General features: G+C 71.9%; 12 protein-coding genes. 3 read left to right on the forward strand and 9 right to left on the reverse strand.

What is annotated here, in order from left to right:
- Positions 1-40 precede the first annotated feature (40 nt).
- The 5 genes from G3I71_RS14010 to G3I71_RS14030 all read right to left on the reverse strand — a co-directional run bounded on the left by G3I71_RS14010 (position 41) and on the right by G3I71_RS14030 (position 6,183).
- Positions 41-1,549: an NAD(P)/FAD-dependent oxidoreductase gene (locus G3I71_RS14010; protein WP_203730232.1), complete on the reverse strand. Its 1,509-nt coding sequence runs from the start codon at positions 1,547-1,549 to the stop codon at positions 41-43.
- An 82-nt stretch (positions 1,550-1,631) separates the two neighbouring features.
- On the reverse strand, positions 1,632-2,246 hold the full coding sequence (locus G3I71_RS14015) for a DUF4126 domain-containing protein (protein WP_164314549.1): 615 nt from the start codon (positions 2,244-2,246) through the stop codon (positions 1,632-1,634).
- Between the two features lie 397 nt (positions 2,247-2,643).
- Positions 2,644-3,273 carry a TetR/AcrR family transcriptional regulator gene (locus G3I71_RS14020; protein WP_164314551.1) on the reverse strand — a complete coding sequence of 210 codons (630 nt, stop codon included), beginning with the start codon at positions 3,271-3,273 and terminating at the stop codon, positions 2,644-2,646.
- Positions 3,274-3,317: 44 nt separating this feature from the next.
- Positions 3,318-5,402, reverse strand: coding sequence for a YhgE/Pip family protein (locus G3I71_RS14025; RefSeq protein ID WP_164314553.1), 2,085 nt, complete (start codon positions 5,400-5,402; stop codon positions 3,318-3,320).
- Positions 5,374-6,183, reverse strand: coding sequence for an ATP-binding cassette domain-containing protein (locus G3I71_RS14030; RefSeq protein WP_343242958.1), 810 nt, complete (start codon positions 6,181-6,183; stop codon positions 5,374-5,376). The genes G3I71_RS14025 and G3I71_RS14030 overlap by 29 nt, the downstream gene beginning before the upstream one ends.
- A 174-nt stretch (positions 6,184-6,357) precedes the next feature.
- On the opposite strand from G3I71_RS14030, the gene G3I71_RS14035 reads away from it, so the two are divergent.
- The 3 genes from G3I71_RS14035 to G3I71_RS14045 all read left to right on the forward strand — a co-directional run bounded on the left by G3I71_RS14035 (position 6,358) and on the right by G3I71_RS14045 (position 8,485).
- The gene (locus G3I71_RS14035) at positions 6,358-6,894 is read left to right on the forward strand and encodes an SAV_6107 family HEPN domain-containing protein (RefSeq protein WP_164314557.1); all 537 of its coding nucleotides are present in this window, start codon (positions 6,358-6,360) and stop codon (positions 6,892-6,894) included.
- A 133-nt stretch (positions 6,895-7,027) separates the two neighbouring features.
- Positions 7,028-7,798, forward strand: coding sequence for a methyltransferase (locus G3I71_RS14040; protein WP_164314559.1), 771 nt, complete (start codon positions 7,028-7,030; stop codon positions 7,796-7,798).
- Positions 7,799-8,074: 276 nt separating this feature from the next.
- Positions 8,075-8,485 (forward strand): DUF3040 domain-containing protein, encoded by a 411-nt coding sequence (locus G3I71_RS14045; RefSeq protein ID WP_164314561.1) that lies wholly within the window; start codon positions 8,075-8,077, stop codon positions 8,483-8,485.
- Positions 8,486-8,590: 105 nt separating this feature from the next.
- Here the strand turns inward: G3I71_RS14045 and G3I71_RS14050 are convergent, their stop codons facing one another.
- From G3I71_RS14050 to G3I71_RS14065, 4 genes are all read right to left on the reverse strand, one after another.
- On the reverse strand, positions 8,591-10,981 hold the full coding sequence (locus tag G3I71_RS14050) for a DUF3488 and transglutaminase-like domain-containing protein (protein WP_164314563.1): 2,391 nt from the start codon (positions 10,979-10,981) through the stop codon (positions 8,591-8,593).
- Positions 10,978-12,342 carry a DUF58 domain-containing protein gene (locus G3I71_RS14055; protein ID WP_164314564.1) on the reverse strand — a complete coding sequence of 455 codons (1,365 nt, stop codon included), beginning with the start codon at positions 12,340-12,342 and terminating at the stop codon, positions 10,978-10,980. Before G3I71_RS14055 ends, G3I71_RS14050 begins: the two co-directional genes overlap by 4 nt.
- Entirely contained in the window at positions 12,339-13,382 is a 1,044-nt protein-coding gene (locus G3I71_RS14060; protein WP_164314566.1) for a MoxR family ATPase, read from the reverse strand. The genes G3I71_RS14055 and G3I71_RS14060 overlap by 4 nt, the downstream gene beginning before the upstream one ends.
- Positions 13,383-13,632: 250 nt before the next feature.
- The gene (locus tag G3I71_RS14065) at positions 13,633-14,181 is read right to left on the reverse strand and encodes a carbonic anhydrase (protein WP_164314568.1); all 549 of its coding nucleotides are present in this window, start codon (positions 14,179-14,181) and stop codon (positions 13,633-13,635) included.
- Positions 14,182-14,245 lie beyond the last annotated feature (64 nt).

The following is a 14,245-nucleotide window of genomic DNA, read 5'->3' on the forward strand; positions in this document are numbered from 1 at the left end:
AGGACCCTCGCCCTGTCCGGGCACCCGCGGTGCCCGGGGTTCACTGCGAGCCCCGGAAGCCAGGCCCCTCCACGATCAGCCCCGCCACCAGTGCGCCCGACATGCCCGCGTGCGGAAGTCCGCCCCCGGGGTGCGACCAGCCGCCCACGCGGTACAGCCCCGGTAGCCGGGTGCTGTTGGCGGGATGGAGGAAGTTCCCTCTGCCGCCCGCGAGCGAGGGGGCCGGCATGCCCCCGCAGAAGGCGCCCGTCTCGTCCCCGCTGCGACCGGGGGACCGTATCTCCTGCCACAGGACCCGCTCACGCAGCCCGGGAACCGCGTCCCCGGCCGCGCCGACCACCAGCTCCGCGAACCGTTCCGCCGAGCCGTCCGCCGCCCAGTCGTCCCTGGGCGGTGTCGTCGCCGTCAGGACCACGGACTCGTGCTCCTCGTCGGGCCGCAGCGCGGGATCGTCCGGCCGCAGCACGGTCACCGTGGGCCGCACCGGGCCGGCTCCCTCCCCGCTCACCCAGTCCAACTCGGCCTCGCGGTCCGGCGCGTGCACGATCGTGCGATGCGCGGCCCCCGCCTCCCGGGCCCCGCGCAGGGCCAGCAGCACGGTGAACCGGCCCGGCGACGGCGCCGACGCGTCGGGCGACACGTCACCGTCCTCGTCGAGCGCGTGGTCCGTCAGCCCTTTCAGACGTACGGGATCCACGCTCGCCACGACATGATCGGCCTCCGTCACCGTCCCGTCGGCCAGCTCCAGCCCCGCCGCCCGGCCGTCCTTCTCGACGATCCGCGTGACCTCGGCGCCGAAGGCGAACTCGACCCGCCGCGCCAGACACCGCTCGTACACCGCACGCGCCAGCTCCCGGATGCCGCCCCGGACGTACCAGGTGCCGAAGGCGTGCTCCATGTACGGCAGCACGGCCGCGCTCGCCGGCACGTCCCGGGGGTCGAGGCCGTACGCCAGGGCGTGGCTGTCCAGGAGGGCCGTCAGGCGCGGGTCACGCAGCTCCCAGGCGGCGACCTCGGCGAGCGTGCCGGCCCGGCGGGTGCGCAGCAGCCGCTTGTGGGCGACCGCCGGGTAGGGCTCCCGCTCGGCCAGCACCTGCCAGTCGGTCCACAGGGGCTCCTCCAGGAGCGGTCTGCGGGTGCGGTCCCAGGCCTCGCGGGCCCTGACCAGGAAGTCACCCCAGCGGTCACCCGCCCCGGCCCCCAGAGCCGCCTCCAGGGCCTGCACGACGCCCGCGCGGGACGCGTTCGGCAGGGCGACCTCCGTGCCGTCCGGGAAGACGTGCCGTGAGGACGGATCGACCTGGACCAGCTCGACGCACTCCTCCAGGGGCTGCTTGCCGGTCTTGACGAACAGGTCGCGGTAGACCGCGGGCAGGGTGAGCACCCCGGGGCCCGTGTCGAACGAGAAGCCGTCGCGCTCGAAGCGGCGCACCGCTCCGCCGTACGTCTCCCCACGCTCGTACACCGCCACCCGGTGGCCCGCGACGGCCAGCCGGGCAGCGGCCGCCATCGCGCCCATGCCTGCGCCGATCACCGCAATCCGTGCCATGCCTGGGACTTTATCGGCCCCCACCGACAGTCCGGCCACGGGCCTGTGACCAGGGAGTTCACGGGAACGCGGGTGGGTCGGCTCAGCCCGGCGGCCAGCCGGTCCGGGCCGCGAGCCGCTTCTCCTCGCGCCGTTGGGCCCGGCGCCGCAGGAACCGTCTGATCCGGGAGACGAGGAAGTACAGCACGATCAGGCCGGTGAGCAGCAGCGCGCCCGCGATGATCGCCGCCGCCTGGGGGTTGAACATCGCGAACGTCACGATGCCGCCGACCCCGAGATCCTCGGCGAAGCTCAGGATCACGTTGCTGAACGGCTCCGGCGAGGTGTTGACCGCCATCCGCGTCCCGGCCTTGACCGCATGACTGGCCAGCGCCGTCGAACCGCCGATCGCGCCCGCCGCGAGATCGGGCAGCGAACCGCTCTGGCCGGCCAGCAGCGCCCCGACGACGGCCCCGGAGACCGGCCGGATCACGGTGTGCACCGTGTCCCACACCGAGTCCACGTACGGGATCTTGTCGGCGACCGCCTCGCACAGGAACAGCACGCCCGCCACGACGAGCACCTCGGGGCGCTGCAACGACTCGGGGACCTCGTCGCTCAGCCCGGTCGCGCCGAAGACGCCGAGAAGCAGCACCACCGCGTAGGCGTTGATGCCGCTGGCCCAGCCGCTGGTGAAGACCAAAGGGAGTACCGACACGGACGCGATGGTAACCAGTCGGCAACGGCGCGTCCTGGTGTTGAGTGCGCAGGGCTGAGTACACGTACCTAGGGCGAGAGATGAGTAGCCGCACGGATGGGCTGCGACCTGCGGGAACGAAAGACTGGGGACACGGAAAAGGGCACGGCTCCGGTACCGCCGACACGGGGCGGCGGAACGGTGCCGGTGCCCTGGACCGCTCCTTCCGCCGATCCGTCGGCGGGAGCGAGGCACTGGGGGAACGACCGCACGGGGGAACACGGGGGAACGGGGGAGGGAACGGGGAGCAGGAAGGAAGCGCCGGTTCGAGGTGGCCCGCGGGGGACGCGGCCACATCGAACCGGCGCTTTCCTGTGCGCCCGTGTTCGTGTCCGTGGCCGTGTCCGGAACCGTCCGCTCAGCGGTTGCCGCTCACCCGTCCTTGGAGGAGCCGGGACAGCGCCGAGTGGACGTCGTCCAGGGAGCGTTCCGGCTGGAAGGACTGCCAGTCCAGGGCGGCGACCAGGACCATGCCCACCAAGGCCGCCGCGGTCAGTTGGATGTCGATCTCGTCGCTGAGCTCGCCGCCCGCCACCGCCTCGCGCAGGACGTTCTCGACGACCGCCACCGCCTGCTGTCTGACCACCATCAGGGTGGACTGCCAGGTCCGGTTGGTGCGCCACAGTTCGGCCACGTAGAGCTGGGTGAAGGCCGGGTAGCGGCTGATGAAGACGAGCCCGGCCCGGATCATCGCGTCCAGGGCGTCGACCTTGGTGCCGCCGTCCCGGTCGGTCCGCTCGGCCGCCTCTCTGAGGGAGGCGGTGAGGAGTTCCACGCCGTGCCGCAGCAACTCCTCGAAGAGGACCGACTTGCTCGCGAAGTTGTAGTAGACCGTGCCCTTTGCGACTCCGGCCCGCTCGGCGATCTCGTCCACCGTGGTGGCGGAGAAGCCCTGTTCCGCGATGAGCGTGACGGCGGCCTCGTAGAGCTTCTGCCGGGTGGCCTCGCGGCGCGGACTGCCGCCGGACGGGGTGCTGCTGCGTTCCATGGCCCTGATTCTCACAGGTGCACCGGTCCCATGCTGACGAGACGTCACAGGCTCAGCTCCGGATGCAGCCGGTCCAGGGTCCACACCTGACTGCGGCGGGCCGACACGGCGGTCAGCGCGAGGGCGCCGGCCGTGAACGCCGCCAGCACGGCACACGCCTGCCACACCGGGCCGAGCCCACCGCCCGTGATGAGCCGGCGCAGGGCCCCGACGACGTAACTCATCGGCATGAAGGGGTGGATCGCGTTGAAGAAGCCGGGGCTGGTCTGCACGGGATAGGTGCCGCCCGCGGACGTCAACTGGAGCATCAGGAAGGCGAGTACGAGAATCCGGCCCGCCGCTCCGAAGCGTGCGTTCAGCCACTGGACGATCGCCGCGAAGCACGCCGTGACCAGGAACAGGAAGCCCACCGTCCCGGCCGCCCGCACCATCTCCAGGCCGATCGCCCAGTGCAGTACGGACATCAGGGCCACGGTCTGGAGCACGCCCAGGGCGGCCACCGGGAGCCAGCCCGCCAGCGCGATGCGCCACGCCGGGGCGCCCGCGGCGAGCGCCCGCCGGTTGAGCGGCGGGATCAGCATGTAGGCGACCATCGCGCCCACCCACAGGGACAGCGGGATGAAGTACGGGGCGAATCCGGTGCCGTAGTTGGGCGCCTTGTGCAGGTCCTGGGAGGCGAGCTGGACCGGGTCCGACATGACCTCGGTGCGCGCGTCGCGGTCCTGCCTGTCGTAGTCGGGGATCCGCCCGGCGCCGTCGTGCAGTCCGCCGGCGAGTTTCCCGGAGCCGTCGGCGAGCTTGAACATGCCTCCGGAGAGGTCGTCCGCGCCCGTCTTGAGGTCGCCGACGCCCGTGTCCAGGGTGGTCGCGCCGGTCCTGGCGGTGGAGAGCCCGGTGTGCAGCTTCCGCGCTCCCGCGGCGACCTGGGCGGCCCCGTTGTTGAGCTTGTTGACCTTCCGGACGGCGTCGTCGAGGTCCTCGGAGAGGCGCGGGGCGCGATCGGCGAGCGCCTGGGCCTGCTTCTGGAGCGTGGCGAGGTGCTGGTCGAGCCGGTCCAGATCGCCGTTCTGGTCGGCGATCAGCGTGTTGACGTCGTCGGCGACCGTCACCACGTCCGCCGCCGCCTTCCTGGCCCTCTTCAGGTCGGCGCACGCGGCGTCGGGCAGCACCGCGGTCTCGCAGCGCGCCCTGTAGACCCCGTTCAGGGTGTCGGAGGCCGTGTGGGCGCCCTTGGCGGCGGCCGGGGCGGCCTTCACGAGGGTGCCGAGGTTGCGCCGGACCGTACCGGCCGAATCGGCGACGAGCTGGGCGGCGTCCCCGATGGTCTTCTCGTTGTCCTTGAGGAAGGGCCCCAGGCGGTCCGAGACGCCGTTGACCCGGTCGGCGAGCGTCTGTGTGCCCGCCGCGACCTGCCGTGAACCGTCTGCCAGATCGCCCGCGCCCGTGTCGAGCTTCTTCAGCCCCCGGACCAGCTTGCCGCTGCCCGCCTTGGCGTCCTTCAGGCCGTCGGCGAGGTCCTTGGAGCCCTGCTCGGCCTTGCCGATGCCGCCCGTGAGGGTGTCGGCGCCCTTGGCTGCCTTCACGGTCTGCCCGTGGATGTCGGAGAACGAGACGAAGATCCGGTCCAGGAACGACCGCGACGCCTTGGTCGAGGCGGCCGTACGCACCTCGCCGAACACCGTCCGGGAGATCTGCCCGACGACGTAGTTGTTGGCGTCGTTCGTCCGCACCTGGAGGGCGCCCGTCTCCGGGGAGTCGCCCGAGCTGGACGCGATGCGCCGGCTGAAGTCGGCCGGCATGGTCAGCGACAGGTAGTACGTGCCGTCCTCGACGCCCTCCCGGGCCTCGGCCGCGGTCACCTCGTGCCACTCGAAGGTGTCGCTGTCGCGCAGCCCCTTGACGATGTCGGCACCGGCGGCGAGCTTCTTCCCCGCGACGCTCGCCCCCCTGTCGTCGTTCACCAGCGCCACTGGGATGCGGTCGAGCCTGCCGTACGGGTCCCAGAAGGACCACAGGTACAGGGCGCCGTACAGCAACGGCAGCAGCAGGAGCGAGGCCAGCGCGGCCCGCGGGAGCCTGCCCCGGCCGAATCGCCTGAGCTCAAGCGCGGCCAGTCTCGGGGAGCGCATCCACCGTCTCCTTCTCGTGAGTCTCTTGCGTGTTCGTCGTCTCGGCCGTCGTCTCGGCCGTCTCCGTCTCGGCCGTATCGTCCGCGCGCGGAGACGCCGACACGGTGACGGCCCCTTCCGGAGCCTCGCTGCACACCGCCACGACGGTCGTCCCGGCCTCGGCGAGGGACCGCAACAGCGCCCACACCTCGGCCCGTTCGGCGTCGGACAGCTTCAGGTCGGTGTCGTCCACGCCCAGCAGCAGCGGCCCGCCGATCAGGGCCAGCGCCACGGACAGCCGCAGCGCCTCCAGCCGCTCCAGGTCGCGTACGGCGGTCCGGAGGCCCTTGGGCAGCGACTCGGGGTCGAGACCGGCGGCCGTCAGCGCGGCGTCGACGCGCCGCTCCGTCCCGGCGGCCCGCTGCGCCCGTGGCCGCAGCAGTCCGCGCAGGGAACCGCCGAACCGGCGTTCCAGCAGCGCCCGTTCCCGCAGGTGCTCCCCGACGGTCAGGGCGGGGTCGAGGTCGGTGACGCCGGGGACGTGCGCGAGCGCGCTCACGCGACGCACCGCCGCCGACTGCTTGGGCAGGCTCCACCCGCCGACCGTGGCCGACCCCTCGGTTGCCTTCATCCGGCCCGTGAGCGCAAGAAGGAGGCAGGTGCGTCCGGAACCGGACGGCCCCTCCACCGCGATCAGCGAGCCGGGCTCCGCGTCGAAGGACACCTCACGGAATGCCCAGCCGCGAGGCCCTTTGAGCCCGAAGGCCCGGGTGGTCACCCTGAGCCCGTGCGGACCGTCCACAGTTCCCGCCCCCTTGACACTTGTGCACTGACTGGTCAGTGCAAAAACTAACCCGAACCTTCGATCGAAGCAAAAGACCAGGTCAGAACGGATTGTCAGTGCCATACCGCACGATGAGCACATACGGCACCTCCCGTCGGGACGTGCCGTCACACAGACGACAGGAGGTTCGTCATGGCCAGCTCGAACGCAGCCGCCGTCCCTCGGCGCCGCGCCCCCGGCCCTGCCCCCTCACCGACCGGTCCGGCGGGAGACGTGCACCCCGTGCTCCGCCGGGCCACAGCCCCGCCCGCAGCCCTCGACCTGCTCGCCCAGGCCCACGCCGGACTCGACGAGGCGGCCGTCCTGGAGACCGCGAACGAGCGGTACGCCATCGCCCACCTCGCCGCCCTGCGCACCGCCGCCGCGGTGCTCGCCGCCCGGGGCCGCCCCGAACCCACCCCCAGGCGCCGGGCACGCATCCGCAGCGCCTGGGAGGTGCTCCCCGAGATAGCGCCCGAACTCGCCGAGTGGAGCGTGCTGTTCGCCTCCGGTGCCCGCCGCCGGGCCCGCGCCGAGGCCGGCATCCAGGGCGCGGCCAGCAGCCGCGACGCCGACGACCTGATACGCGACGTGGCGATGTTCCTGCGTCTGGTCGAGCGGATGCTCGTCCTCCAGCCGGTGCTTCCCCAACCTCGCCACGACCCGGATACGCCCCCGGACGCGAGCTGAGACGGATGACCGGCCATGTCACGGGAGGCAATAAGGTGGAGAGGCCGCGTCTTTCCTCGGCCCACCGGGCCGGGAAGGCACCCCGTTCGCTCCGCCGCGCAAGAGGCGGTGCCGCGCCGAGGAGTCACCTGCCGTGCCGGACCCTACGCGTCCCCGCTCCTCCCTCCGTACCGCAGTGGTCTGGGAAGTCGTGTCGGACGCCCTGGAGCGCCGCGTCAAAGCCACGGGGCGTGAAGCGCTGGACGTCCTCGACACCGGCGGCGGCAGCGGCAACTTCGCGGTGCCCGTCGCCCGCCTCGGCCACCGCGTCACCGTCGTCGACCCGAGCCCCAACGCGCTGTTCGCGCTGGAGCGCCGGGCCGCCGAGGCCGGCGTCGCCGACCGCGTCCGGGGCGTCCAGGGTGATGCGCACGGCCTCTTCGACGTGGTCGAGCGCGGCGGCTACGACGCGGTGCTCTGCCACGGCGTCCTGGAGTACGTGGACGACCCCGCCGAGGGCGTCCGCAACGTGGTGGCCGCCCTGCGCTCCGAAGGCGTCCTCAGCCTGCTCGCCGCCGGACTCGGCGGCGCCGTGCTCGCGAGGGCCCTCGCCGGGCACTTCAAGGAGGCCAAGCGGGCGCTCGACGACCCGAACGGCCGCTGGGGCGAGAGTGACCCTGTTCCCCACCGGTTCACCGCCGAACAGCTCACCGCGCTCGTCGAGGGTGCGGGCCTGCGCGTGGGCGCCGTGCACGGCGTGCGGATCTTCGCCGACCTGGTCCCCGGCGTCCTCGTGGACACCGAGCCGGGCGCCCTGGACGCCCTGCTGAAACTGGAGGCCGCGGCGGCCGAGCAGCCCGCGTTCCACTCCGTGGCCACCCAGCTTCATGTGCTCGGCGAGACTCCGGTTGCCGCCGAGGTCTGAGTCGCCTCCGGCGGCGGACCGCTGATCAGGGGCTCGGCCGCAGATGGAGTACGCCACAGGCCCCCCGATCGGCCGCCCGGAGCCGTATGATCGAGGGAGACCGCTCTGCATGACGGGCCGGTTGCTGGGGAATGAACGCCTCAGTGACCCGGGACCGCCATGGCGGATTCCGGTTGCCAATTGGCGTAGAGGGGCGGGTTTCACGGGGGCGATTCCCTGCCTATCCTGAAGGGGACCCCCGGTCGCCCCGGCGACTGCACGAATGAGGAGGACTCCGTGCCGCTCTCGGAGCACGAGCAGCGAATGCTCGAGCAGATGGAGCGAGCGCTGTACGCCGAAGATCCCAAGTTCGCGACAGCGCTTGAAGGAAGCGGGCTGCGCACGTACACCCGGCGACGGGTCTACCAGGCGGTCGCGGGCTTCCTCGTAGGTATCGCGCTCCTCATGGCCGGAATGGTCGCAGTGCAGATCTGGCTGAGCGTGGTGGGATTCCTCGTCATGCTGGGCTGTGCGGTACTGGCCGTGACGGGCTGGCGCAAGGCCCCCAAGCCGGGCGAACAGCCCGCCGCGGGTGCCGCCCCCGGAGCTCCGCACGCTCGCCGACAGGGCGGGCAGCGACGCTCCATGATGGATCGCATCGAGGAGCGCTGGCAACGCCGCCGTGACGAACAGCAGGGTGGCCAGTAGCCCGTCGGGTCGCAGTTGCCCGCGTGGTGAGCCCAAGACGTGAAACGCCGGTGGCCCGGAACCCCCAGGGGTTCCGGGCCACCGGCATGTCCTGCTGTCGTGCCGTCAGCTGTGCTGGCCCCACGGCTTGCGCAGGGTCGGCCGGGCCGCCAGAGCACGCGCGCTGAGCGCGGCCCAGGATGCCGACAGCTCCCACACCACACGGACGGTCGAACGCGGGACGAAGATCGCGCGCAACTTCGTGCCCCGGCCCACCGCGGTGCGCAGGGCCTCGGTCGCCCGGCGCACGTCCTCCGCGAGCCCCGCAGTCGGACGAGGGTTCGGCGCGTACAGGACCTGCTCCACGGCATCCGCCACCCGGTGCACGGCGTCCGCCGCCGGCGGATCGAGGAGGCCGAGGCGCACGATCCGGGCAGCCGCCTTGCGGGGCGTCTGTGACTCCTCCGGGCTGATGCCGAAGTCCCAGGCGCTGTCGGTCAGTTCCTGCCAGGCCGACAGCGCGTGGACCGTCGCGTCGGCGTCACCGCGGCCGTGCGCCCCGAGCCGTACGGCCCGGATCCGCTGCCGCCACATCATCGGGAGCAGCAGGAGCGCCAGCAGGGCGAGCGCGCCAAGCGTCCAGGCCAGTGGCACCAACCACCAGTCGCTGTCGTTGTCCTGGCCGAGCGCGGACTGGGGGGACTCGCTCGCGCACCCGCCGTCCAGCCGCCGCTGCGCCGCCGTGCACGTCTCGTTCGCCGAGGCGGAGTCGGAGGGTGCCACGGAGGCGTTCTGGGACGGCACGTCCGGGTTCGGGATCTGGCTGCCCGGCTCCTGGGACTGCGTGTACTCGGGCACCGAACCACGGGTCGGGGTCGGCTCGAAACGGGTCCAGCCGACGCCCTCGAAATACAGCTCCGGCCAGGCGTGCGCGTCACGCAGCCCCACCGAGACCGTGCCGTCCGGCTGCGGGGTGCCCGGTGCGAAGCCCACCGCGACCCGGGCCGGAATTCCCAGCGTGCGGGCCATCGAGGCCATCGCGAAGGAGAAGTGGACGCAGAAGCCCTCCTTGTCCCTCAGGAACCGCGCGATCGCGTTGGAGCCGCTGCCGACCTGCACCTGTGTGTCGTACCGGAAGCCGCCGCTCACCGCGAAGTAGTCCTGGAGCTTGACCGCCCGCTCGTAGGCGTTGGCCGAACCGGCGGTGACCTCGCGCGCGGTGCGCGACACGATCGCCGGCAGCGACTCCGGGACCTGCGTGAACTCGCGCACCAGTGCCGGGTCCGGATCCGGGGCCTCGGCGAGCTGCTGCGCGGTCGGCTGCACGTCGAGGCTCGTCACCGTGTACCGCGCGCCGCGTGTGTTCTGGCCGTGGTCACCGACGAGGGTGCGGCCCACCGGCTCGAAGCGCCAGTTGCCGTCGATCTTCACACCGGTCGCGGGGTACGGCATCGGCAGCCAGTCCTGGGCGTACCAGTCCGCCGCCGCGATGCTGGTCGTGATCTCGGTGCGCCGCACGTCCGCCCTCAGGCCGAGCGGCGTCGGGAACGCTTTCGGCACGTCCTCGATGCGCCGTTGGGAAGGCTTCCAAGCGGTGCCGTCGAAGGAGTCGAGCGAGACGATCCGCAGATACAGGTCCTGGGTGTCCTCGCTGCTGTTGCGCACGGACATGACCTGGCGGTCCTCATCCACGTTCAGACTGTCGCGCAGCGACACCAGCGGGTTCACGGCGGAGATCGTGCCGCCGCCCCCGCTGCCCGACCCCACACCGCCGCCCGCGGCGCTCAGCAGTCCGCCGTCGAGCGAGGGCAGCGCCAGCGGCACCACCAGGGCGACGCCCAGCGCGACCGCGCCGATCCGCCGTCCCGTGCGTACGGGGGCGATGGCGCCGCCGGCCGACTGGTCGCCAGGAGCGCGCGGCCCACCGCCGAAGACCCGGCCCCACTGGGAGAGCCGGTCCCGGCCCTCGGCCAGGAGAAGCATCAGATAGCCCGCCGCGGCCAGCAGGAACCACACCCAGCCGTCGCTGCCGTCGGACAGCCCTGCGGCGACCGAGTACAGCGCGAGCAGCGGCAGGCCGGCCGGAGCCGCGCTGCGGAACGTCACCGCGATGGTGTCCACCGCGAGCCCGATCAGCAGGGCGCCGCCGACCAGCATCAGCCGTATGCCGTCGGAGAGCGGCGCCGGGGTCGCGTACCGCCCCACGTCGTTCGTGCCGGCCTGGAGCAGCGTGCCGAACTGCTGGAAGGTGTCGGGGCCGGGAATCAGGCCGAAGAACGCCTGCTCCCGGGCGAAGACCAGGGTCAGCAGGACGAGGGTGACGAGGAGCTGTGCCGCCACCGTCAGCGGCCAGGCCAGCGGCACCCGCCGGGCGCCCGCGCCGACGATCGTCTGTATGCCCAGCAGGATGGCCACCTGGAGAAGCCAGTTCTTGTCCTCGACCAGCGGCAGCAGAGCGCACGCCGTCAGGAGGGTGGCCACCCAGGCGCACAGCGCCAGTCGTGCGCGCCCGCTCATGACCGCCCCTCCCCACCGCTGAGGGCACCGAGACCGGAACGCTCCCGGTCCGCCTGGCGCCACAGCTCGCTCAGCGCGACTCCTCGAGGTACCCGCACCGCCGTCCAGCCCGCCTCACGCAGCATTCGCAGCGACTCCTCGCCCGGGTCCTCGGGACCCGGCACATCGTGGGGTTCCCGCACCCAGGTCTCACTGTCCAGCACGAAGGCGACCGCCCCGCCGCTGCGCTGCCGCATCTTGGCGGCCACGGTGGCCTGCTCCTCGTCGAGGTCGCCGAAGAACGCCATCAGCAGCCCCTCACCGCCGCTGCGCAGCACGTCGTAAGCACGGGAGATGTCCGTGCCGTCCGAGTGGTCGATCACCGCGAGCGTGTCCATCATCAGTCCGGCCGCGTCCGCCGACCCCTGGCTGGCGCCCGCGAAACCCTCGCCGCCCTCACCGGGCACGGAGTTGCCCGTGTCCGTCAGCAGCCGTACGGAGAAGCCCCGTTCGAGCATGTGGACCAGGACGGACGCGGCGCCCGACACCGCCCACTCGAAGGCCGAGTCCGGGCCCGCGCCCAGGTAGGCGATGCCCCGGGTGTCGAGGAGCACCGTGCAGCGGGCCCGCTCCGGCTGTTCCTCGCGGCGCACCATCAGCTCGCCGTAGCGGGCGGTGGAGCGCCAGTGCACGCGGCGCAGGTCGTCGCCGTAGCGGTACCCGCGCGGGATCACGTCGTCCTCGCCGGCCAGCGCCATCGAGCGGTTCCGTCCCTCGCCGTACCCCCTGGCCTCGCCGGTAAGCCGCACCGGCGGCAGCGCGTCCACGCGCGGGATCACCGTGAGGGTGTCGTACGTCGAGAAGGAGCGGGTCAGCTCGCACATGCCGAACGGGTCGGTCAGCCGCAGCTGGAGCGGGCCCAGCGGATAGCGGCCCCGCAGGTCGGAGCGGACACGATAGGACACCTCGCGGCGCCCGCCCGCCTCCACCCGGTCCAGGACGAAACGGGGGCGCGGACCGAGTACGTACGGCACTCGGTCCTGGAGCATCAGCAGGCCCGTGGGCAGCCGCGAGACGTTGTCCATCCGGAGATGGACACGGGCCTCGGCGGCGGCGGGCACGCGCGCGGGGGAGAGCCGGCGGCTGCCGGCCACCCGGTAGCGCGTGCGGTACAGGACGGTCGCACAGACCAGCGGCAGTACCGAGAGCAGCAGACCCACCCGGAGCAGATCGCTCTGCCCCAGGACGAACGCGCAGATGGCGGCGGCGACCCCGGCGGCCAGGAAGGAGCGCCCGCGGGTGGTGAGGCCGGCCAGCGCCGTGCGCACCCCGCCCTTGTCGCCCTGGTCGTCCTCCGGGTGTCCGGGCGCCCCTGCGCTCATCCAAGCCTCCGGGGTGGCTGCTGGCCGAAGTCGGGCGCGGAGCGGCCCATGCCGAAGCCGCTCTGCTGCTGCTGGGGCGCAGCGGGCACCGGGGTGCGCTGGAGGATCTCCTGGACGACCTGCTCGGAGGTGCGGCGGTTCAGCTGGGCCTGGGCGGTGGTCAGCAGGCGGTGGGACAGGACGGCCACGGCGAGGGCCTGGATGTCGTCCGGCAGCGCGTACTCCCTGCCGCTCAGGGCGGCGGACGCCTTCGCGGCGCGCAGCAGATGCAGCGTGGCGCGCGGTGAGGCACCGAGTCTGAGGTCGGGGTGCGTGCGCGTGGCGCCGACCAGGTCCACCGCGTACCGCCGGACCGAGTCCGCGACATGGACGTTGCGGACGGCCTCGACGAGCTTCACGATGTCGTGCGCGTGGGCCACCGGCTGGAGGTCGTCCAGCGGTGAGACGCCACCGTGCGTGTCCAGCATCTGCAGCTCGGCCTCCGGGCTCGGGTAGCCGATGGAGACGCGGGCCATGAAGCGGTCGCGCTGTGCCTCGGGGAGCGGGTAGGTGCCCTCCATCTCGACCGGGTTCTGGGTGGCCACCACCATGAAGGGGCTGGGCAGTTCGTAGGTCTGCCCGTCGATGGTGACCTGGCGCTCCTCCATGGACTCCAGGAGCGCGGACTGGGTCTTCGGCGACGCGCGGTTGATCTCGTCGCCGATCACGATCTGCGCGAAGATCGCCCCCGGTTTGAACTCGAAGTCGCGGCGCTGCTGGTCCCAGATGGACACACCCGTGATGTCCGAGGGCAGCAGGTCCGGCGTGAACTGAATGCGCCGCACGGAACAGTCGATGGACTTGGCCAGCGTCTTCGCCAGCATGGTCTTGCCGACGCCGGGAACATCCTCGATCAGAAGATGCCCCTCGGCGAGCAGCACGGTCAGCGAAAGCCGTACGACCTCAGGCTTGCCCTCGATCACTCCCTCCACCGAACTGCGGACTCGTTCTGCAGTGGCGGTCAGATCAGTGAGGCTCGCTCGATCGTCATAGGTCGTCACACGGCCCTCCTAGGCCCGTTCTTTCTCCGGGCCGACGCTCTGCGATGAGGACCGGCCCACCCCGAAACACGGACACCGCACGGGGAATGCCCCGCGCGACGTCACACCCGCATTCTTGTTGCCGTTACCGGTTCGTGTCACTCGCCTGTGGATAACTGGCAGGGGTATGTCTGATTTTCAGGCCTTTTCGGCGCTGAAGTGAAGGGTAAATTTCGTAGAGACATACGTACGGATGCGCGGTCCGGTTCGGTTATGCGGGATCGATCTCGCGCAGCAGGCCCGACTTCACGTCGAAGACGAAGCCGCGGACGTCGTCGGTGTGCAGCAGGAACGGGTTGGTGCGCACGCGCTGCATCGACTGGCGTACGTCCTGGTCGACGTCCCGGAAGGCCTCCACGGCCCAGGCGGGGCGCTGGCCGACCTCGGCCTCCAGCTCCTGCCGGAAGTCCTCCGTGAGGGACTCCAGGCCGCAGCCGGTGTGGTGGATGAGTATGACGCTGCGCGTGCCGAGCGCCCGCTGGCTGATGGTCAGGGAGCGGATCACGTCGTCGGTGACGGCACCGCCCGCGTTGCGGATGGTGTGGCAGTCGCCGAGCTCCAGACCGAGCGCGGCGTGCAGATCGAGACGGGCGTCCATGCAGGCCACGACCGCCACCTGGAGTACGGGGCGGGCGTCCATCCCCGGGTCGGTGAAGGCGGCCGCGTACGCTCCGTTGGCCTCGACGAGACGGTTGATGACGGTGCCGTCGGTGGCTATGGCGCCTTCGGGTCCGGTGGGAACTGATGCGGAAGTCGTCATAAGCATGACGGTACTGGTCACGCCCGTTGCGGGCCTGCTGTGAGAGGGGACAAAGAACATCAAT

Origin of the sequence: Streptomyces sp. SID12501 (assembly GCF_010550245.1) — a bacterium.
Classification (GTDB): Bacteria; Actinomycetota; Actinomycetes; order Streptomycetales; family Streptomycetaceae; genus Streptomyces.